12 protein-coding genes and 1 pseudogene are annotated in these 21677 nt (G+C 44.0%); 8 read left to right on the forward strand and 5 right to left on the reverse strand.

What is annotated here, in order from left to right; translation table 11 throughout:
* Window positions 1-69: 69 nt before the first annotated feature.
* Together MIC7126_RS0102600 and rimI are read right to left on the reverse strand one after the other, a co-directional pair.
* Window positions 70-2538, reverse strand: coding sequence for an ATP-dependent Clp protease ATP-binding subunit (locus MIC7126_RS0102600; protein WP_017651562.1), 2469 nt, complete (start codon window positions 2536-2538; stop codon window positions 70-72).
* Between the two features lie 482 nt (window positions 2539-3020).
* Window positions 3021-3551: a ribosomal protein S18-alanine N-acetyltransferase gene (gene rimI, locus MIC7126_RS0102610; protein WP_017651564.1), complete on the reverse strand. Its 531-nt coding sequence runs from the start codon at window positions 3549-3551 to the stop codon at window positions 3021-3023.
* A gap of 103 nt (window positions 3552-3654) precedes the next feature.
* On the opposite strand from rimI, the gene lysA reads away from it, so the two are divergent.
* The 4 genes and pseudogenes from lysA to MIC7126_RS30090 all read left to right on the forward strand — a co-directional run.
* Entirely contained in the window at window positions 3655-5061 is a 1407-nt protein-coding gene (gene lysA, locus MIC7126_RS0102615; protein ID WP_017651565.1) for a diaminopimelate decarboxylase, read from the forward strand.
* A gap of 231 nt (window positions 5062-5292) precedes the next feature.
* Window positions 5293-6216: a diadenylate cyclase CdaA gene (cdaA, locus tag MIC7126_RS0102620; RefSeq protein WP_026099979.1), complete on the forward strand. Its 924-nt coding sequence runs from the start codon at window positions 5293-5295 to the stop codon at window positions 6214-6216.
* Complete coding sequence (locus MIC7126_RS0102625) at window positions 6213-6962, forward strand: isoprenyl transferase (protein WP_017651567.1); 750 nt, start codon at window positions 6213-6215, stop codon at window positions 6960-6962. Before cdaA ends, MIC7126_RS0102625 begins: the two co-directional genes overlap by 4 nt.
* Window positions 6963-7666: 704 nt before the next feature.
* Window positions 7667-7883: pseudogene (locus MIC7126_RS30090) on the forward strand (IS4 family transposase); the annotation flags it as partial.
* Window positions 7884-8713: 830 nt separating this feature from the next.
* Here MIC7126_RS30090 and nadB read toward each other — a convergent pair.
* The 3 genes from nadB to MIC7126_RS0102650 all read right to left on the reverse strand — a co-directional run bounded on the left by nadB (window position 8714) and on the right by MIC7126_RS0102650 (window position 11933).
* Window positions 8714-10396: an L-aspartate oxidase gene (gene nadB, locus MIC7126_RS0102640; RefSeq protein WP_026099980.1), complete on the reverse strand. Its 1683-nt coding sequence runs from the start codon at window positions 10394-10396 to the stop codon at window positions 8714-8716.
* Between the two features lie 102 nt (window positions 10397-10498).
* Window positions 10499-10924, reverse strand: a complete 426-nt coding sequence (gene psbU / locus MIC7126_RS0102645) for a photosystem II complex extrinsic protein PsbU (RefSeq protein ID WP_017651571.1) — start codon at window positions 10922-10924, stop codon at window positions 10499-10501.
* Window positions 10925-11153: 229 nt separating this feature from the next.
* Complete coding sequence (locus tag MIC7126_RS0102650; protein ID WP_026099981.1) at window positions 11154-11933, reverse strand: DUF3120 domain-containing protein; 780 nt, start codon at window positions 11931-11933, stop codon at window positions 11154-11156.
* 536 nt (window positions 11934-12469) lie between these two features.
* On the opposite strand from MIC7126_RS0102650, the gene MIC7126_RS0102660 reads away from it, so the two are divergent.
* The 4 genes from MIC7126_RS0102660 to MIC7126_RS0102675 all read left to right on the forward strand — a co-directional run bounded on the left by MIC7126_RS0102660 (window position 12470) and on the right by MIC7126_RS0102675 (window position 21634).
* Window positions 12470-13294 (forward strand): undecaprenyl-diphosphate phosphatase, encoded by an 825-nt coding sequence (locus tag MIC7126_RS0102660; RefSeq protein WP_017651574.1) that lies wholly within the window; start codon window positions 12470-12472, stop codon window positions 13292-13294.
* 146 nt (window positions 13295-13440) lie between these two features.
* A complete protein-coding gene (locus MIC7126_RS0102665) occupies window positions 13441-14766 on the forward strand; it encodes a TIGR03279 family radical SAM protein (RefSeq protein ID WP_017651575.1) in 1326 nt (441 codons plus the stop codon).
* A gap of 99 nt (window positions 14767-14865) precedes the next feature.
* Window positions 14866-17619: a glycoside hydrolase family 10-like protein gene (locus MIC7126_RS0102670; RefSeq protein WP_026099982.1), complete on the forward strand. Its 2754-nt coding sequence runs from the start codon at window positions 14866-14868 to the stop codon at window positions 17617-17619.
* 805 nt (window positions 17620-18424) lie between these two features.
* A complete protein-coding gene (locus tag MIC7126_RS0102675) occupies window positions 18425-21634 on the forward strand; it encodes a PAS domain S-box protein (protein WP_017651577.1) in 3210 nt (1069 codons plus the stop codon).
* Window positions 21635-21677 lie beyond the last annotated feature (43 nt).

Here is a 21677-nt window from a genome sequence, read left to right on the forward strand (position 1 = left end):
GGTAGAGGGTGAAATCACTCTACCGTTTTCGCATTTTTTATTCGAGATTTAAATCCCAAATTTTAAATTTTATTCAACGCCTTGGGGTAACAATTCGCGGTTTTGTCGAGCAGTAACATTCACATTACCGGCTTCATCGACATCAACATAGGCGATGTCACCATCTTTAATGCGACCAGAGAGAATCTCTTCTGCAAGGCTATCTTCTAATAGGCGCATAATCGCTCGACGTAAGGGACGCGCACCATAGCTGGGGCTGTAACCTTCTGTGATCAATCGGTCTTTGAAGCGATCGCTAACTTCTAAGGTGATACCTTTTTCTGTTAGGCGACCAAAGACTTCTTTGAGCATGATCTCGGCGATTTGTGTGACTTCAGCCTTGCTCAACTGACGGAAGACGATAATCTCGTCTAGTCGGTTGAGGAACTCTGGACGGAAGTATTGCTTGAGTTCTTCGTTCACCAATGAGCGAATGCGGTTGTATTGAGATTCGCTGGCGTCTTCGGCGAATTCAAAACCGATACCGCTACCGCCTTTTTCAATTACCTTAGAACCAATATTGGAGGTTAAAATCAGCAAGGTGTTTTTGAAGTCCACCGTGCGACCTTTCGCATCGGTTAACCGCCCGTCTTCCAAAATTTGCAGCAGCATGTTGAATACATCGGGGTGCGCTTTTTCGATTTCGTCGAATAGCACCACGGTGTAAGGACGGCGCCGCACGGCTTCGGTCAACTGACCACCTTCGTTATAACCAACATAACCAGGAGGTGAACCGATCAGTTTGCTGACGGTGTGACGCTCCATATATTCCGACATATCCAGGCGGATCATTGCTTCTTCGGAACCGAAGAAGTAAGAAGCCAAGGATTTAGCCAACTCAGTTTTACCAACGCCGGTCGGCCCGGAGAAGACAAAGCTGGCGATGGGTCGATTGGGATTTTTCAAACCGACACGAGCGCGGCGAATTGCTCTGGAAACTGCTTTTACAGCGTCTTCTTGACCAATTAGGCGCTGGTGCAAGGTGTCTTCCATGTGGAGCAACTTCTCGGATTCGGACTCTGTGAGTTTATTCACTGGTACGCCTGTCCAGGAAGCGACGATGTGAGCGATGTCTTCTTCGGTGACTACTGGTTCGATTCCATCACCACCAGCACCGTTGGTTTTGCTTTGGGCGATCGCTCTAATTTCCGCTTTGATTTCCATCTCCCGATCGCGTAATTCCCCGGCGCGATCAAAGTCTTGAGAACGGACTGCATCATCTTTTTCTTTCAAGATTTGGCGCAGTTCTTTGTCTAGTTCTTTGGCTGCGGGGGGTAATTGGGAGTTAATTAGGCGGACGCGGGAACCAGCTTCGTCAACCAAGTCGATGGCTTTATCTGGAAGAAAGCGATCGCTAATGTAACGGTCTGATAATTTCGCCGCTGCTACCAATGCTTCATCAGAGATTCTTAGCTTGTGGTGTTGCTCATAGCGCTCACGCAGCCCGTGCAAAATCTCGATTGTTTCGTCTACTGTAGGTTCACCCACCATTACAGGCTGGAAGCGGCGCTCTAGGGCTGCATCCCGCTCGATGTGCTTGCGGTATTCATCTAAGGTTGTGGCGCCGATGCACTGGAGTTCTCCTCTGGCCAAGGCTGGCTTGAGGATGTTCGCTGCGTCGATGGCGCCTTCCGCCGCACCAGCACCAATTAGGGTGTGCACTTCGTCAATCACGAGAATCACGTTACCCGCCGAGCGGATTTCATCCATGATTTTCTTGAGACGTTCTTCAAATTCACCCCGGTACTTGGTACCTGCTACGAGCAAGCCGATGTCCAGTGTGACTACGCGCTTATCTTCCAGGATGTCGGGGACATCTTTGTTAGCAATCCGCGACGCTAGACCTTCAGCGATCGCTGTTTTACCAACCCCTGGTTCACCAATCAGCACTGGGTTATTTTTTGTCCGGCGACCCAAAATCTGAATTACTCGCTCGATTTCTTTGGCGCGTCCCACCACTGGATCGAGTTTGTTATCTGTGGCCATTTGGGTCAGGTTGGAGCCAAATTCATCCAAGGTTGGAGTTTTGGTACGTCCTGATTGGCCGGTCGCGGAAACTTCTGCTGTTTCTCCCAGCATCCGGATGACCTGGGTTCTTACCTTAGATAGATCCACGCCGAGGTTTTCTAGCACTCTGGCTGCTACACCTTCCCCTTCCCGGATCAGGCCCAACAACAGATGCTCGGTACCAATGTAGTTATGGCCTAATTGGCGCGCTTCTTCTAAAGATAGTTCCAGAACTCGCTTTGCCCGTGGCGTAAACGGAATTTCCACGGCGACAAAGCCAGAACCTCGGCCTATGATTTTTTCTACCTCAATTCGAGCGTCTTTGAGATTGACACCCATTGATTTGAGAACTTTGGCCGCTACTCCCGTCCCTTCACCAATCAGACCCAGGAGGATCTGTTCAGTGCCGACGAAATTGTGACCTAAACGGCGGGCCTCTTCTTGGGCCAGCATGATTACCTTAATGGCTTTTTCTGTGAAGCGTTCAAACATGGCATTTTTCCCATCACCTGCGTCGTGCCGGTACGCTGATTTTAGCACAGGCTTAAGTTTTGGATGTCTGTATAAAGATTACAAACTGCCACGCTTTGTCACTCAAATTGATTGCGCTATTTGTAAATATTTATTATTTTTGTGTGGATGCCGTGCTGATGAGTGTCTATTCTTCTGGGTTTCCAGGATTGGCTACACGCGAAAAACCACCAGAATTTAGACTTTCTTAAATCACTTCCAAACATCCATTATTACCATATGTTTACGCTAAAATCAATAACAATTTTGTAACATAGGTTATTTAAATGAATATTTTCTTTTAAATTAATAATTGTCATATTTTGAGTGTGGGTAATTGGTAATTGGTAATTGGTAATTGGTAATTGGTAATTGGTAATTCCTCCCACACCTCCCACACCTCCCACACCTCCCACCCTTCCTATTCCCTACCTGGGCTAGAAGACTTTTTCAGCGAGCCAGAATTAGGATTGAATCAGGCGATCGCCGAGAATTTGCTGCCATTGTTGCAAAGTTGACTGAAAATCTGGCTTTTGCAGGTCAGAAAGCCAGAGAACTAGAGCATCTTCGCCGTTATCTTGGTAATAACCCCGGCGGCGTCCAGCTGTTTTAAAGCCAAATTTTTGGTATAAGGATATAGCCGGCTGGTTGGAAACTCGGACTTCGAGGGTAGCTCGTTCCAAGCCGCGATCGCTGGCTGTTTTTAGCAGGGAATACAGTAGAGCCTGTCCTAAACCTTGACGATGATATTGGGGATGAATTGCCAAAATTGTGATATGGGCTTCTTCTAAAATTGACCAAAAGCAACCCATTCCTAAAAGTTGCGAACTAGACAGCGGGGAAAATAAACCCAAAAAATCGCTGTTAGGACTGTCCAACTCTCGTTTATAAGCATCTATTGTCCATAAGCCACCAAAACAGGCTTGGTCTAATTCCACAATTACATTTAAATGCTCTTGAGTTAGGGATTGAATTTCTAAGTCCAATGAAATCACAATTATTGAATTAAGATGACAAAGCCTTTGTAAACTGGGAAACGGGAGACATACTCACACCCAAATAAAATTTCCATAAGCACAGCGAGAACAATTCTAAGATATGGTATCGACTCACCCCCTTGGGGTTCAACATGTTGGTGGTCAATATTTACCTCAAAACCGCAGCACAAATGCAAATCTTTCGCCAAACCAGGAGATGTTACCTCTGACTGCTAAAGTCAACGGTAATGATTGCCTGGAAATTGGAGGATGTGATGTCACAACTCTAGTTCAACAATTTGGCTCTCCTTTGTACATTTTAGATGAAACCACTCTGCGTTTAGCTTGTCAGCAGTATCGAGACGCTTTCCAGAAATATTATCCAGGCGCATCTCAAGTGCTGTATGCTTCAAAAGCATGGAATTGTCTAGCAATTTGCGCGATCGCTGCATCGGAAGGATTAGGAATAGATGTAGCATCAGGCGGGGAACTTTACACAGCGCTGCAAGCGGGTGTCAGCCCTGAGAAAATTTACCTCCATAACAATAACAAATCTCGTGCCGAACTAATTCTGGCTATAGAATCTGGTTGCACGATTGTGGTGGATAACTGGTACGAGTTAAAGACTCTGGTGGAGATAGTGGAGGAGAGGGAAAAAAGCCACCCCACCAGAATTATGTTGCGGTTAACTCCAGGTATTGAATGTCACACGCACGAATATATCCGTACGGGACAACTAGATAGTAAATTTGGTTTTGATCCCAATCAGCTAGAGGAATTGTTTACTTTTATCAGTAAGCAATCTGCTCTCAATTGTGTAGGGTTACATGCTCATATTGGTTCGCAAATTTTTGAGCGCCAGCCCCATCGGGATTTAGCGGTAGTAATGGTACAGTGGTTCAAGCAAGCGACCCAGCATGGCTTACAACTGACTGAGTTGAATGTTGGTGGTGGTTTAGGAATTAGATATGTAGAGTCCGACGATCCCCCCAGCATCACAGAATGGGTGAAGGCAATTTGTGAAGTAATTCAAGAGACTTGTGCTTCAGAAAATTTACCATTACCAAAGTTATTGGCTGAACCTGGGCGATCGCTAATTGCCACAGCCTGCGTTACTGCCTATACTATTGGTTCATCGAAAGTGATTCCCGGAATACGTACTTACGTAGCAGTTGATGGCGGGATGTCAGACAATCCGCGTCCAATCACTTACCAATCAGTTTACCGATCTGTGGTTGCTAACCGGATCTCGGCTCCCATCACACAAACTGTCACAATTGCTGGTAAGCATTGTGAATCGGGGGATATTTTGATTAAAAATGCCCAGCTGCCAGAAATTAAACCAGGGGATATTCTCGTAGTTATGGGAACTGGTGCTTACAATTACAGTATGGCATCTAACTACAATCGCCTAGCCCGACCGGCGGCAGTTGTAGTAGGGAATGGCGAAGCAAATTTAATTTTGCGGCGCGAAACTTATGAAGATTTGATTCAACAAGATTGCCTACCAGAGAGACTAAAGGTTTAGTCATCTCATGTATGAAATATGAAGTATGAAGTATGAAATTCACACATTCATAAAGCGAAAAAAGGAAAAAACTATCTTTTTTGCCCCTTTTTTGGGAATTGCTCTGTACCAATTTCTCACTTCATTCTTCATTTTTCGGTCAAAAGTCAACAGTCAACAGTCTAATGTTTTGATTCTTGACTCTTGACAAATGACCCAAAGTATTAGAGGCAGAGTAGTAATCCAGATGTCATGAGAGATTGGTGGAAGCAATGGCTGACAAACCCGGGATGGTCGCAGTCCTTGCTGCTTGGGACTCTGGATATTGTGTTGGTGTTGGCGCTGACGTACATGATACTGGTGATTATTAGTGAGCGCCGGACACTGTGGATGGTGCGAGGTTTTATCGTATTGATGTTAGCTTCAGCACTCAGTAATAGATTGGGGCTACCATTATTAAATTTTGTATTAGAAAAATTAGTTATTGGCTGTGCTGTGGCTATGGCGGTGGCTCTCCAGTCAGAGTTTCGCCGATTTTTAGAGCAGTTGGGTCGTGGTGAGTTTCGCCAGTTGTTTCAACCATCTAGTCTGGCAGTCCCTAAATCTTATAGTGTAATTGATGAAATTGTGGAGGCAGTGAAAGAACTGTCTAAAAACCGGATTGGAGCTTTACTGATTTTGGAAACTACGGGGCCGATTGACGAGCGGGATTTTTCCGTCCCAGGAGTTAAGCTGAATGCTGAAGTTTCTAAGGAACTAATACAAACAATTTTTCAACCAAAAACTTTGTTACACGATGGAGCGACTTTGATCCGTGGTTCCCGGATCGTGGCATCGGGTATAATTTTACCACTTTCGGGTCGCACAGCCTCGCGCCAGTTGGGTACACGCCATCGGGCCGCCATGGGAATTACTGAGCGGGTCGAAAATTGTATTTGTGTAGTTGTATCAGAAGAAACGGGTTCTATTTCTCTAGCGGAACGCGGAATCTTAAATAGACCACTGACGATTAGGAAGCTGAAAGAGTCATTAGAGGCTCAATTGTCCCCAACAGTGGATCGGGAGGCTGTTGCTCCTGGTTTATTAAGTTTGGCTCGTCAGATAGGTGAGAAGGGACTAACATTAGCTTCACGTTTACTCCGATTACCATCGACTGCTTCTCGGGATAAAAAATGACAGTACAACAAACTCAACTCCAAGATTTACCCTCTGATTTGAAACGTGAATTATTACCCCAGCACGTTGCAGTGATTATGGATGGTAATGGTCGGTGGGCTAAACGTCAAGGTTTGCCCCGAATCATGGGTCATAAGGCTGGTGTAGATGCGCTCAAGGATTTGCTGCGCTGTAGCCGAGACTGGGGAATTCAAGCGCTGACGGCTTATGCTTTTTCGACAGAAAACTGGAAAAGACCCCAGGAAGAAGTAGATTTTTTGATGACTCTATTTCAAAGAGTTTTGCGCCAAGAACTGCGAGAAATGGTCAAAGAAAATGTGCAAATTCGATTTGTGGGCAATTTGCAAGCTTTACCGCCTGTTTTGCAAGCAGAAATCTCCCGTTCTATTGAGGAAACCCAGAAAAATCGCGGTATCCGATTCACTGTGGCGACAAATTACGGTGGGCGACAGGAGATTCTCCAGGCTTGTCGAGCTATTGCTGAACAAGTCCAGCAGGGAAAATTACAACCCCATGAAATTGACGAAGCAGTGTTTGAGAGCCACCTCTACACTGCTGGAATTGCTGATCCAGATTTGTTAATCCGGACTAGCGGTGAAATGCGTCTTTCTAATTTCCTATTGTGGCAAATGGCTTATGGGGAAATTTATATCACTGATGCTTTATGGCCTGATTTTAATCGCGCTGAATTTCACCGCGCCTTGTGTGCTTATCAGCAGCGAGAACGCAGGTTTGGGAAGATTTAGTATTGGGAAATGGGGTGATGGGGAGTGTAGGGGATGGTGAGAAAATCATATATTTTGTAAAGGCGCAGCAATGCTCATTGGTGTCAACTTGAGCGAAAAGGAACCATAGGATGTATCACCGAGAACGTCTTGGTTGATGTTCTTAGTGATACATCATGAGTACAAAATGTCCGGCGCGAAAAGGAAATCCAGATCTGCAGCAGCAAAAAGATATACCAGCACGGCCGATTGAACAAATAGAAAAAGAATAGACTTCTTGCAGAAGTCGGGAACAGGGAACTCTTAACAGAGAGTAGAAAAGGTACTTTTGCAAGAGATTTAATTTTTTCATTGTTGTCATACCATTTCACGTTAATAATGATACAAACACGTTGGTAGGGAACAGTGCTCATACGTGTCAATTTAACGTGAAACCCTTGTCAAAACTCGATTTTGGATTCACTCACTTACCATGACAATCCGCATTACCCCACCCCGGCTTTGCTGGCGCAAAACCTCCCCTCCCCTTGCCAAGGGGAGGGGATTAAGGGGTGGGGTAAAACGCCTGGGGGACAAAGGTTTTAGCTTAAGTTGACACCAATGAACAGTGCCGTGCCCCTCCGTGCCCCTACGAAAAATCTATCTGTATCAACTTTTTCGTGAATTGGTATCACCAACAAGCTTTAAACCACTAGGATTATGTTCGGGTAAGGACGAGAAAAACTGCGATCGCATTGAATCAGCCCTTAGCGGGAATTTCTACGGTAATGGTATGAGCGTTGTTTATACCATTTTTCCCAAGCTGTTCTCCGTGGTGATGCATCTGTGGCTGTTCCTTATCTTCTGGAAAGTTAAAAGCTGCTTGGATTAGTCAAAACCAGGTGTAAGGGCCATCAAGAGATTGACGCTTACACCCAACAAATTTGGGCTTTATCTTCTTAAGTTGATACCAATGAGCATTGCTGTGCTTTTACAAAATCGGTATTTTTTAATATACATATTTATTATTAATTGTCAATGTGGAAGTCATGGTATTTATATATAAGACGACACTAGCCCATATAAAGTAATTGTTAAAATTCTTACTTCATTTTTGATTGGTAGGTAGCTAAAGCGGAATCTGGGTTAAAAATTTCTAACTTCAGGCTGATGTCGAAAATACAGCCGTAGTTTATCTGTGGAATATAAAAAGTATTTACGTCTTTGAGGTGAGTGCTGATCAGTGAGGAAACAGCATTCTTAGGAATATACTGAAGATACTATGGAAAAATTTAATAAAAACTTAATATTTTCTGAGAAAATCGAGTATAACTACTGGAGATACAAAATATTTTTTATGAAATCCGAAATAGGGCATTTACCTAGATTAACAAAAATTAACTGTCAGATTACTAGCGCGGTGATTTTATGTATCAGTGCCTACTTAATAATACCTAAGCTAGTGTTTTCTACGGAGAAGCTGAATATTTTCAATACGAAAAGCTGGAGCCATAGTGTTAGCCCAAAATCTACTGCGCTGAAGGCTAAAAACCATGGTGTAGAAGGCGTATATGTGCCACCGAATTATGGCGGGCCGGACAGTCAACACGGTAGTGGGACTCGTTGAGCTAGTACAACTGGCTGAAGTGTGAAGTATGAAGTATGAAGTCTGAAGTCTGAAATTAAGAAGCTTGTAGATGAAGCTTTTCATCGATTTGTACTCACTAGTTAGTTAAGTAATTCTCGCCCTCGTCCCTCACTGGATTTTGTGATTATTTTCGTCCATTGAGTATCTACATTGATACTGGGGACTTCCACCAGTGATGATCTTGGACAAGGGTGTGGGCTTGCCAATCTGCATGGGATTGGGGATAGTCTAGGCGGTAGTGTCCACCCCGGCTTTCGGTTCTCAAAGCAGCACTTTTGAGAATTAAAGCGGCGATGTCGAGTAGATTGCGAGTTTCTGCCCAGAGTCGCAGATGAGGTTCAACATCTGGCAGTTCCAGAGTTACTGGTGTGGGAGGATTTAAGGATAGTAAAAATTGACTCAAAGGTAAAGCAGCAAAGTCTTGTTGCCAAGTTGCAATAGTAGCGATCGCTGTTTCCAAACCTGACTGCTGGCGACAAATACCCGCACTTTGCCACACTAGGCGTGGTAACTTCTGGCGTAGTGCTTCGAGTTGATTTTGTTGGTTTTGCCATTCATGGCTATCCATGGAGAAAGTCAAAGGCTCGGCGGTGAATTCTGATACTTCATCTTGATGAGTGGTGATTTCATCCTGAACATGAGCCATCTGCGCGCCAAAAACAATACATTCCAGCAGCGAATTACTCGCTAAACGATTGGCTCCATGTACGCCAGTGCTAGCGGTTTCTCCCACTGCATACAAACCAGGAATATTGGTGTGATTGTGCAAATCTGTAGCGATTCCACCCATCCAATAATGAGCCGCAGGAGCCACTGGTATTGGTTCCTGAAAGACATCAATACCCCAAGATTGGCAAACCTTGACAATATTAGGAAAACGATGACGAATTTTGTCTGGGGGGATGGGGCGCATATCCAACCACACATGTGCTGTAGCTAAATCAGCAGCAGTGCGCTGCAAATGGCTAAAAATTGCTCGGCTGACTACATCTCGTGGCGCAAGTTCACCGCTGGGGTGGTAGTCAAAAGCAAAACGCCGCCCCTCGTTGTCGATCAGGTGAGCACCTTCACCGCGCACAGCTTCACTGATGAGAAAGCGATCTGCGCCTGGTTTGGTGAGGGCTGTAGGGTGAAATTGGACAAATTCCAAGTCACGGAGAATGGCGCCGGCGCGATAAGCGATCGCCACTCCATCACCCGTACTCACCGCTGGGTTAGTAGTTTGGGCAAACACTTGACCACCGCCACCAGTAGCTAATACTACCGCATCTGCTTTGAGCCAAGTAATTTTACCGTGATAAAAAAGACTAATTCCCCGACAGCGCCGACTGTGGGGGTCGATCCACAAACTCAGTGCTAAAGCTTGCTGGATCACTTGAATATTCGGGCGGCGTAGGACTTGGGCGGTGAGAGTGGTAGTAACTTCGCGCCCGGTGGTGTCGGCGGCGTGGAGGACGCGATGGCGAGAATGAGCCGCTTCTAATGTCAGGGCTAAAGTTTGACCGTTACGGTCAAAAGCTACACCCAAGTTAACTAAAGATTTGATACAGCTGGGAGCTTGTTGGGCGAGGAATTCTACAGCTTCGAGGTCACACAAACCTGCACCTGCACGGATTGTATCTTCAATGTGTAGAGATGGGGAATCTTCTGGGGCGATCGCCGCCGCAATACCGCCTTGGGCCCAATCGCTCGCCGATAAAGCTACTGTTTCTTTAGTAATCAAGCCGACACTTAAAGATTCTGGTAGACACAGCGCTGTGTAAAGTCCAGCGGCGCCAGCACCGACTACTAAAACATCAAATTGACTCGGAATATTTTGATCGCTCACAGTTAATATTAATTCGTAGTGGTTGGGGGGTATCTTTAATATTTGATACATCACCAACCACTGTTGAGACACCCTCTCAGGATGAGTCGCTAGGTAATACAGTTATCTGTAAATACCATTGTTAAAGCGATCGTCTCCTTCGTTGAAAGCAGGTTCTAAGTCGGTGACGGTGAAGTGGTCGAAATTGGCTTGCAGAGTTTGTTTTTGTCGTTCGCTCAATCCTGGAATATCTAGGACGTCTTCCAGATTCTTGTAAGGAGCATTTTTGATGATTACCTTAGCAAGAGTCGGATATAGCCCTGGATACTGTTGGAAAGCGCGGACGTTGGTATTATTCAAATCAATTTTCTTGCCGAATTCCGTACCTAGCTTGGCGTCTGCTCGGTTCTGTCCAACTGCCAAAACAGGGACTTGAGGTAAAGTCAGACTACGGAAACTAGCTGCTTGAGCTATTTGAGTGCTTCCCAGCCATCCCCAGCAACCAAGCAACAAACTAAACACTGTTAATAAACGCACCAATCCTTTCACGATTTTTCTCCCTCTTTTGATCAAATTGCAAATAAAAGTTTTAAGCCTACAGATGTCGGTGGTTATTTGTGAGCATACCAAGGACAGAAGCTGTTTGCCTAATCAACACACAGCAGTCATCAGAAACTAATATACAGCGTATTAATATGCACAATATTTGCTGTTGCTGGGGCGGGCTGGATTTTTATGAAAATTTTTGAGAGATGGCGTTGTCTGTGGCTTTCAATCCTCAGGCAATAACCGCAGCTAGAAAGAAGAGGCTATCTACCAAAATTGTACTCAAAACTGCGCCACTGAAGGCGTACCAGTGGCGTTGCTTTCTACCTAAAGGCAAAAGTCCAATGGTGAGTAGCACTAAAGCGAGAATTATTGCCCAAGCCATCCCCCACGGAGTATCTACTTGGATGAGGGCGTGTTTGAGTACTGGGATAGCGGCTTCTGGTTCCACCCGCATGATTTGTCGCCAGTAGGGCATTAAGTTTACCAAATAAAAATAAACATCGGTTAAGGCTGTACCCAGTAAGGATCCTAAATAAAACCAGTTACCTACCTTGCCCCAATTTTTAGCCAGACACCAAAAAGCCAGCGGTAAACCTATTGATTCTATGGGTAGGTGCCATAACGGTTCCCAACGCAACCAGCCCCAATAAATTGCACCTGCTAGCCAACTCCAGCTAAACCCAAAGAGTAAATCTCCCCAGAGGTATGTTTGCGGGCGTGTCATCAAATTGAAACTTAGCCACACCCAAAATCCGGTGATTGCAACACAGGCTATTGGTTGCGATCGCACTAATGGTGCTTCGATAAACACTGGTACTGTCACCAGAAATACTGCTGTGGCAAATACTAACCATGTTTTGCTAGCAGATAAAGAAATTGGCAATGAGGGCGAGGAAGTGAGTGTGGACTCTAACTCCCTAATGGTTCTTTGTTTGTTCTCTGTCGCCGCTCGATCGCTAGCTATAGAGCTGGTAGAAACACTGTAGGATGACAAAGTATTATTAATCAAAATTTTAATATTTGTTACTTAACTTTATTTTATTTAAGATATCACACTTTAAAATCCCCCCCTGGGGCATTGACATTATACTATGGCGGGTAAAGAGTTGATGGATTTTTTGGCTACGGGTAAGAGGTGACAAGGCTCTGTGAGCCTTTGATGAATTACCTTTACAAAGCCGAGATGACACTTAAGCAAGTTTTAAATATGATGGAACCTGTGTGTAATCTGCCGTTGATGAGGAACGACACCAAGCAGAAGGTAAAACTTCAGGGGAAAAAGTGAATCGTTATCGCTCTGGGAAATATTAAAGTTTTATAAATCGCTAAAATTGCGTTGACTTATTTAAGTAGATGTAAGAGCATAGTCAGCGGCTTATACAATTTCACATTAATGTAGAGACTTAGCCGCGCTGCGTCTCCACAAGGGAATTGGTATTAAGTTGTGTGATTAATCTGGAGAATTAGTTTTTCTACAGAGTGGGTGCTATGGAGAGTGTATGCAATTAAATCATGTTCACAACTGGAGCAAGGTATTAACTAAATATGGAATATATTCAAGCTTTTATTTTAGGTATTGTTCAAGGAATTACAGAATTTTTGCCCATTAGTAGTACTGCACATCTGCTGATTGTTACTAAGGTATTTGGTTGGAAAGACTTAGGCTCTAAAGATTTTGTTGATGCAATTCAATTTGGTAGTGTTATCGCCATTGTTTGGTATTTTTGGTCTTTGATTTATGGGGTAGTTAAGGGAGGATTGACAGCCCTGAAAGAGCGAGACTGGGAAAGAGAAGAATGGAAAATTCTTGTAGGTATTGCTGTCGGGACGATGCCTGCATTACTTGTAGGCTTTGCTTTGAAAGATATTTTACCGGAAAGTCCTTTAATTATTGCCATTATGTCAATAATAATGGCGCTTTTATTAGGTTTGGCAGAAAAAATTGGCAGCCGAAAAAGAAATTTTAATTCATTGCAAATTAAAGACGGAATTTTAGTAGGATTGGGACAAACTCTGGCTTTAATTCCTGGGGTTTCTCGCTCGGGTTCAACGTTAACAACTGCTTTATTTTTAGGATTAGAGCGGGATACAGCAGCAAAGTTTTCATTTTTGTTAGGTTTTCCCACTTTAACTATTGCTACTCTTTATAAAAGTCTGAAAATATTTAAATCATTTCAAGCCCACGACTTACCAGATAATATTTTGGTGTTGTTAATTATAGGGATTATTTCCACCTTTATTTTTTCCTATATATCAATTGCTTTTTTGATCAGATATTTACAAACAAAAAATACTTTGATTTTTGTTTGGTATAGGTTAGCATTTGGCTCGGCTATTTTGTTAGCGATCGCTGCAGGTTGGCGAGAATAACACCAGAATTTTGATGAATTGGTAGTGAGGCGTGTCTCCAACGATATCTCTACAACAAAAATCTATGGGTCACTGAGTCTCAATGCTACTCTGCAATAGTCTATAGTCATAAATAGTGACTATTAGTGGATTTTAGCTTTTGATTCATGGCTGCTATTCTTCCTGCCCGGATTTCTAGAGTATTTCCTGATTCTATAGCCGCTGAAATTGGGTTTGAGGCGGGGGATGCACTTGTGGCTATCAATGGTACACGTCCCCGCGATTTAATTGATTACCAATTTTTATGCGCTGATGAAATTTTAGAATTAGAAGTTTTAGATGCTACAGGTAAAATCCATCACGTAGAAATCGAGAAAGATTACGATGAAGATTTAGGCCTAGAATTTGAAACCGCTCTATTTGATGGGCTAATTCAGTGTAACAATCACTGTCCATTTTGTTTTATCGACCAACAACCCCCAGGTAAACGCTCCAGCCTGTATTTAAAAGATGACGATTATCGTCTGAGTTTTTTATATGGCTCTTATTTGACTCTAACCAATTTACCAGAAAAAGAATGGCAACGCATCGAACAAATGCGCCTTTCTCCTTTATATGTATCTGTTCATGCTACGGAACCTGAAGTCAGAATTAAGCTGTTAAAAAATCCCCGTGCGGGAAAGATATTGTCACAAATCAAGTGGTTTCAAGAAAGACGCTTGCAAATTCACGCGCAAGTAGTTGTTTGTCCTGGTATAAATGATGGCGAACATTTGGAACAAACGCTGCGAGATTTAGCGTCATTTTATACAGAAGAAATGCCCACCGTGGCGTCTGTGGCGGTGGTACCAGTAGGTTTGACGAGATTTCGGTTAGCAGTAGATGAACTGAAACCAGTGTCAAGAAAAAAAGCCCAAGAAGTAATTGATCAGGTGCGATCGCTATCACAAGAATTTCGCCAAAAATTTGATTCCAACGTTGTTTGGTTAGCAGATGAATGGTTTTTAATTGCAGGGGAAGATTTACCTAGCGAATCGGAATATGAAGAATATCCCCAAATCGATAACGGTGTGGGTTCGATTCGCTTATTTCTCAAACAATTTGCAACCACTGCGGCTGAATTACTCCCACCCAAAATATATCCTCAGAAAAAATTGACTTGGGTGGTGGGGAATGCAGTTGAAACAGCATTTCAACCGATATTGCAGCGATTAAATGCTGTAGACGGGTTAGAAATCAATATGCGGGCTTTGTCTAGCGATTATTGGGGACAAAATATTAGTGTTACCGGTTTATTAACTGGACATGATTTAATTTTAAACTTAAAAGGGCAAGATTTAGGTGAGGGGATTTTATTACCAAATGTCATGCTTAAACATGGCGAATTGATATTTTTAGATGATATGAGTATTGAGGATGTAGCTCAACAATTGGAGACAAAAATCTTGCCAGTTTCGGGAATTACAGAATTAATCAGTGCTTGTATTGCTTAAAGATAGAGGCACAGATTGAGTTAATTGGTGGTTATTGGTGAGTTTTTTTTGTCAATTAATGACAAATTAATCAACTATTTATTAAGTGGGGAGCAAGTGGTGAAAAATCAGAAAAAAACCAAGAAAACTGTTAAATTAAAAATTAAACAAGCGGGATTATTCATTTTTACTTGGCAAATTTTCACTGGTAATATTTTGAGCATATTACCAGCAACGGCGGCAGAAGAAGAACCGCAATTAACCATAGTCCACAGCCAAGAAAATGCTAATCAATGGGCAGGAATTACCAGCCGCTTACAAGCTGCTGGAGTGAAATATTGTGTGATTCCCCTGGCGAATGTGAATAGTGTCGCTGATTGGGGCGATCGCCGAGTATTATTTTTGCCCAACATCGAGACATTGACACCAGCCCAAGCGATCGCTCTGGAAGAATGGATGAGTAAAGGCGGGCGGTTAATTGCTAGCGGCCCCGTAGGTAGTCTCTCCGCTCCGGGCGTCCGTCAGTTATTACGCAACCTCATCGGCGGTTATTGGGGATTCAGTTTGAACGAAACCCAACAACTACAACCACCCAAAATCAAAACAGAGAACTGGGCTAACCAAAAAGCACTTTTTGGTACAGTACGAGGTGGTGTGCTGATTCCTGACAGTGGTTCTAGTCAAGCTGTAGCTATTTGGAACTCCCAAGATAGCCCCGCAGCCGTCGTCACTAGCGAACGTTCCACCTTATTCGGTTGGCGCTGGGGGGTAGATACAGCCTCTGCAGCAGATCTAGATAATGCATGGTTAAAAACTGCCCTCAACTATCATCAGGGTAGTTTGACAAACAACCAGAAAAAAATAGCTGGCGGTTCCCCGGACTGTACAACCTCCCTACCAGTACTGGCGGAAGCTGGGAAAAATGGCGAAATAGCCAGAGACAATAACACCTTTTCACCTCCATCTAAACCTCCCCTCACCGCCACCGCACCCCAACCCAGACCCCCAATTAGAGAGATTACCCCGCGATCGCCAGAAGCCATCGACCAACTAGAACAAACAGTACGCCTAGATGTCCTCCCCAACTCCAGCGCACCCATCGATAACAAAGAAGCGATCGCCCTCCAACAAGAGCTAGAAAATCTCATTGGTCGGGTGGAAAGCGCTCATTTAGCGGCTGCTGTGACCGCCTCTAGTAGCGGTGAAGTTGCCACCATAACCCCCCGTACACTCAAGGTGCAACACTCAGAGTTAATTTCCAGCCGCACAGGTGTGGGCGTAACCAGCACAGAACAAGCCCTAGCGCAAGCCAGAACGATCGCCAAAAACTTACCCCAGCTAATTAACCAAAAAAACTACGCCCTAGCGCGTCAGCAATGGCTCACCGCCAAATCTAGTTTATGGAAACAATTTCCCCTAGACCGCAGATTAGCCCAGCCAGAAATCCGCTCAGTGTGGTTAGACAGAGGAACAATTGTGCGGGCTGGTAGCGAAGCGGGGCTTGCGGAAATTTTTGATCGGTTAGCGCAAGCGGGAATCAACACAGTCTTTTTTGAAACCGTCAACGCCAGTTATCCCATTTATCCCAGCCAAGTTGCACCCCAACAAAACCCCTTGATTCGTGGCTGGGATCCCCTCGCATCGGGAGTGAAATTAGCCCACGCCAGGGGTATGGAGATTCACGCTTGGGTTTGGGCTTTTGCAGCCGGGAATCAGCGTCACAACGAAGTGATCAACATTGACCCCAATTATCCAGGGCCAGTGCTAGCGGCTAACCCCGATTGGGCAAATTATGATAACCGTGGTAACGTCATTCCCGTCGGTCAAACTAAGCCATTTTTTGACCCAGCTAATCCCCAACTGCGACAATACCTACTCAAACTCTATGAAGAAATCGTCACCCGCTATCAGGTAGACGGTCTGCAGCTAGATTACATCCGCTATCCCTTCCAAGACCCAGCCGCCGGTAGAACTTATGGTTATGGTCGAGCGGCTAGAGAAAAGTTTCTGCAACAGACTGGCGTAGATCCGGTGAATATTGCTCCTAGCGATCGCGAAATGTGGCAAAAATGGACAGCATTTCGCACCGAGCAAGTAGATAGCTTTGTCGCGGAAGTTGCACAGCAGTTACGCAAAAAGCGCTCAAACCTGATACTATCAGTAGCCGTCTTCCCTCTCCCAGAAATAGAACGCATCCAAAAAATTCAACAACACTGGGAAGTTTGGGCACGGCGAGGAGATATAGATTTAATCGTGCCCATGACCTATGCTCTGGATACCCCGCGTTTCCAACGACTAGCCCAACCTTGGATTGCTTCTAAGCAATTGGGCGCGACTTTGTTAGTTCCAGGAATTCGCCTGCTTTCCTTACCAACTGTGGGTGCATTTGACCAACTGCAATTAGTGAGAGACTTACCTGTGAGCGGTTATGCACTCTTTGCGGCTGAAAATTTAAACAACGAACTCCAAAAACTATTTAGCAATACTCAAGGTAGAGTACCGCAGACAACCAGCGAACCAATTCCCCACCGTCAACCTTTTCCCACCGCTGCTATTCGTTATGCAGCTCTGCAAAACGAATGGAAATTTATGTTGCAAAACGACCAAATGCGGATGTCTCCTACCACAATTTCCGACTTTAATATTCAAGCCGATGTTCTCCAAAAAGCTTTAAATCAACTCGCTAGTTCTCCTTCTGCTAGTCACTTAATCTCAGCGAGAGCCTCTTTAACTAGATTCCAAGCGTTGTTTAGGGGATGGATGCGCGAAGAAGCATTAGAGAATCCCTATCAAGTCAGAGTTTGGGAACACCGTTTAGTAACTATTGAAAGACTCTTGCGTTACGGTGAACGGCGGGTAATGGTGCAGCCTTAAATATATAGCAGGGAATAGGGAACAGGGAACAGGGAACAGGGTTGAAAGCTGAAACATGTCACTTGTGAGAAGTGGGGGACAAGCCCATACGGATCAACTTAACGTGAAACCCTTGTCCCGCCTCAGAATGAATTCTGAGTCTCATAGCAAAAGTCATCTAAAGATGACTTAAAATTCTCACAAATCCCTAGTCTACTTCAGTAGACTTTAGTTATTAGCCTTGAACTTCAGTTCTGGGCGGGTGTGGAAGCCAACAGATAAGCCATTTCTCGCTTAAGTTGACACGTATGAGGGGGGGACGAGCCCCAACAACCCTCGTGGGCGAAAAAATCAAACTTTTTTTCCTTAGTTCAAGCCCTATCCCTGTCTTGAAAAGTTTTGCGCCGGGAAACCCGGACGCGCAACGCCAGTTGTTTCAAGTCGGGAAACCCTTTCGGCAGTCGCTCATGGGGGAAACCCCCAAGACCGCGCTGCCTCACCCCAACACTGGCTCAACTTTTCGCTTTATGGGTGGGGTAATTTCATACTTCAGACCTCAGACCTCAGACCTCAGACCTCAGACCTCAGACCTCAGACCTCATACTTCAGACTTCATATCTCATACCTCATACCTCAGACTTCAGCCTTCAGACTTCATACCTCAGACTTCAGACTTCAGACTTCAGACTTCAGCCTTCAGACTTCAGACTTCAGACTTCAGACTTCAGACTTCAGACTTCAGCCTTGAGTTGACTCTTTACCCCTATTAATGTCAGCATACGAGTTACAAATTCAATAGCTTCTTTATTCTTTATTTCCCATATCTATGCAAGCTTTTCCTCCGCTTCTTTGGTTAAGTTGCTTAAAGTCAATGATTGACTTTTCGCCGTTGACGGTTGAGCCGGAAACAAAAGTTTTGGTAGCGATCGCACTCATGGCAAAATGGGGTAAAAGCGTCTTAATCGGCTCCAAATCCCAGGTGATGGGGTGGTTAACAGAGCGAGATGTGGTCAGGTTGGTAGCAGATGGGGTGGATTTAGAAACAGCTAAAATATGCGAAGTCATGCATATCTCAAACATCTCGCTCAAATTGTTTGAATTAGAAAATGTTCAATTAGTCATATCATTGGTACAACAGCATCAATTAGCTCTTTTACCAGTTGTCGATGAGCAAAATTTAATTATCGGTACTGTCACAGGTGAGTGTATCACTCAGTTACTAGAATTAGAATCACAAGCTAATCTAGTAGGTTCGATTGAAGAAAACATTTCCGCCACAAAACTAGAATATAGCCAACAAACCCAAGGGGAATTAGAAAACACGACAGCTCGCTTTCGTTTCTTAGCTGAATCCATCCCGCAACAAGTCTGGATTGCTAAAGCAAATGGCGACCTTGAATATGTTAACCAGCGAGTACTGGACTACTTTGCTTGTTCACAAGCAGAGATTTTAGGCTGGAAATGGGAGCAATGGACTCATCCAGAAGATTTACCCAGAGTTCTCGACACCTGGCAAAAATCCTTAGCTACCGGAGAACTTTATGAAGTAGAGTGTCGCTGGCTCAGAAGAACTGACAACACCTATCGTTGGCATTTAATTCGTGCTATGGCTCGGCGCGACCAAAAAGGAAATATTCTCAATTGGTTTGGCACAAACACAGATATTCATGATCGCGTATCTGTAGAAGAAGCTTTAGCAGAACGGGTACGGTTAGCAGATTTTCGCACCCATGTTGATCGTATCCTCACCCAGAGTCATTCTTTAGAAAACATGATGCGTGGCTGCACACAAGCCTTAGTGCAGCATCTTGACGCCGCTTTCGCTCGGATTTGGATGTTGAACAAACAAACAAATGTCCTGGAATTACAAGTCAGTTCGGGAATATATACTCATATTGATGGACAGCATAGTCGGATAGCCGTCGGTCAATACAAAATTGGTTTAATCGCCGCTGAAGGAAAGCCCCATTTAACTAATTCAGTATTGCACGATCCACGAATTAGTAATAAAGAATGGGCACAACAAGAAAGCATGATTGCTTTTGCAGGCTATCCCCTAATTGTCGAAGGAGAAATGCTAGGCGTGATAGCCATGTTTTCTCGGCAAACGCTGACACAATCAACTCTAGACGCCCTAAGAATTGCTGCTGATGAAATTGCCATCGGTATTAAGCGCAAGCTGACTGAAGAAGCACTCAAACAAAGTGAAGAACGGTTCCGTAACTTAGTAGAAGCTACTAGCGATTGGGTCTGGGAAGTAGATGAAAATGTGATTTATACCTATGCTAGTCCCAAAGTTACAGAAATCTTGGGTTACACACCACAAGAAATTGTCGGTAAAACCCCCTATGATTTGATGCCGGCGACAGAAGCTGAACGTGTCCATCAATTTTTTGTGTCCGTAGCCGCCGCTAGACAACCATTTAAATGTCTAGAAAATATTAACATTCATCGAGATGGTCATTTAGTAGTTTTAGAAACTAGCGGCGTCCCCATTTTTGATGTTGAAGGTCAATTTCGTGGCTATCGCGGTATGGATCGAGATATCACCGCTCGCAAATCATCAGAAGAGTCTTTGTTACGCTTTCGCAAAGCCATCAACAGTACTAGTGATGCGATTACTATGGCTGATGCTCAAGGTGAAAGTATTTACCTGAATCCAGCGTTTGTGGAATTATACGGTTATACCTTAGAGGAATTACAAACATCTGGCGGCACAGCAGCGATTTTTCAGCAACCCCAAGAGTATAACAACATATGTAATGCAGTACTTAAGGGGAAATCATGGCGAGGTGAAGTTGCAATGCGATCGCTTAGTGGTAGAGTTATTCAAATTTACCTCAGTGCTGACGCAATTAAAGATGTAGCTGGTAAAATTATTGGTACAGTGTGTATCCATACTGACATTAGCCAGCGCAAGCAAGCAGAGTCAGATTTGTGGCTGCGCGATCGGGCGATCGCTGCCAGTAACAATGGCATTGTAATTTCTGATGTTACCATGCCCGACGAACCAATTATCTACGTTAATCCCGCTTTTGAGCTCATGACTGGTTACTCGGCTGCAGAAGTAATTGGGCATAACTGCCGTTTTTTGCAACACGGTGATATCAACCAACCAGGGATCAAACATCTCCGTATTGCCATGGAAACAGGACAAGCTTGCACAGTGATTTTACGCAATTACCGTAAAGATGGCAGCTTGTTTTGGAATCAGTTAAATATTTCTCCTGTTTGCGATTGTAATGGTGAACTCACTCACTACATAGGCATTCAAACCGATATCACAGAACGCAAACAATTAGAAGCAGAACTAAGAATAGCACTAGAAAAAGAAAAAGAACTAAATGAACTCAAATCCCGCTTTATTTCCATGATTTCCCATGAATTTCGCACCCCATTAAGCACAATTCTGTCTTCTTCAGAGTTATTAGAACACTACCGCCACAAATGGACAGAGGAAAAACAACGCACGCACCTCCATCGCATTCAAACCGCCGTCAAACGCATGACAGAAATGTTAAATGATATTCTGTTTATTGGCAAAGCCGAAGCAGGAATACTAGAGTATAGACCGAGATCTATAGATTTAATTGAATATTGTCATCGTCTAGTCGCAGATGTGGAATTGGATCTGAATTATCAACATTCAATTATTTTTACTAGTGAATTTCCATCAATACCATGTAACATGGATGAGAAATTACTTGGACACATTCTGAGTAACTTACTCTCGAATGCCATCAAGTATTCCCCAGCGAATAGCACAATCCAGCTAACTCTCAGTTGCCAACAAGAACAAGCAGTATTTGCAATTCAAGACCAGGGAATCGGTATTCCTCCAGAAGACATACCCCATCTATTTGAATCATTTCATCGCGCTCAAAACGTCGGTAATATTTTAGGTACAGGATTAGGACTAGCAATAGTCAAAAACTGTGTTGATATCCACCAAGGTGAAATTTATGTCGTCAGCCAATTGGGAGTTGGCACAACATTTACAGTCATTCTCCCGCTGCATCAGCATATAAGAGTATAGCAACCAAATTTAATTGACAACCTATTCATCGACAAAGGCAATA

It is taken from the genome of Fortiea contorta PCC 7126 (assembly GCF_000332295.1).
Classification (GTDB): Bacteria; Cyanobacteriota; Cyanobacteriia; order Cyanobacteriales; family Nostocaceae; genus Fortiea; species Fortiea contorta.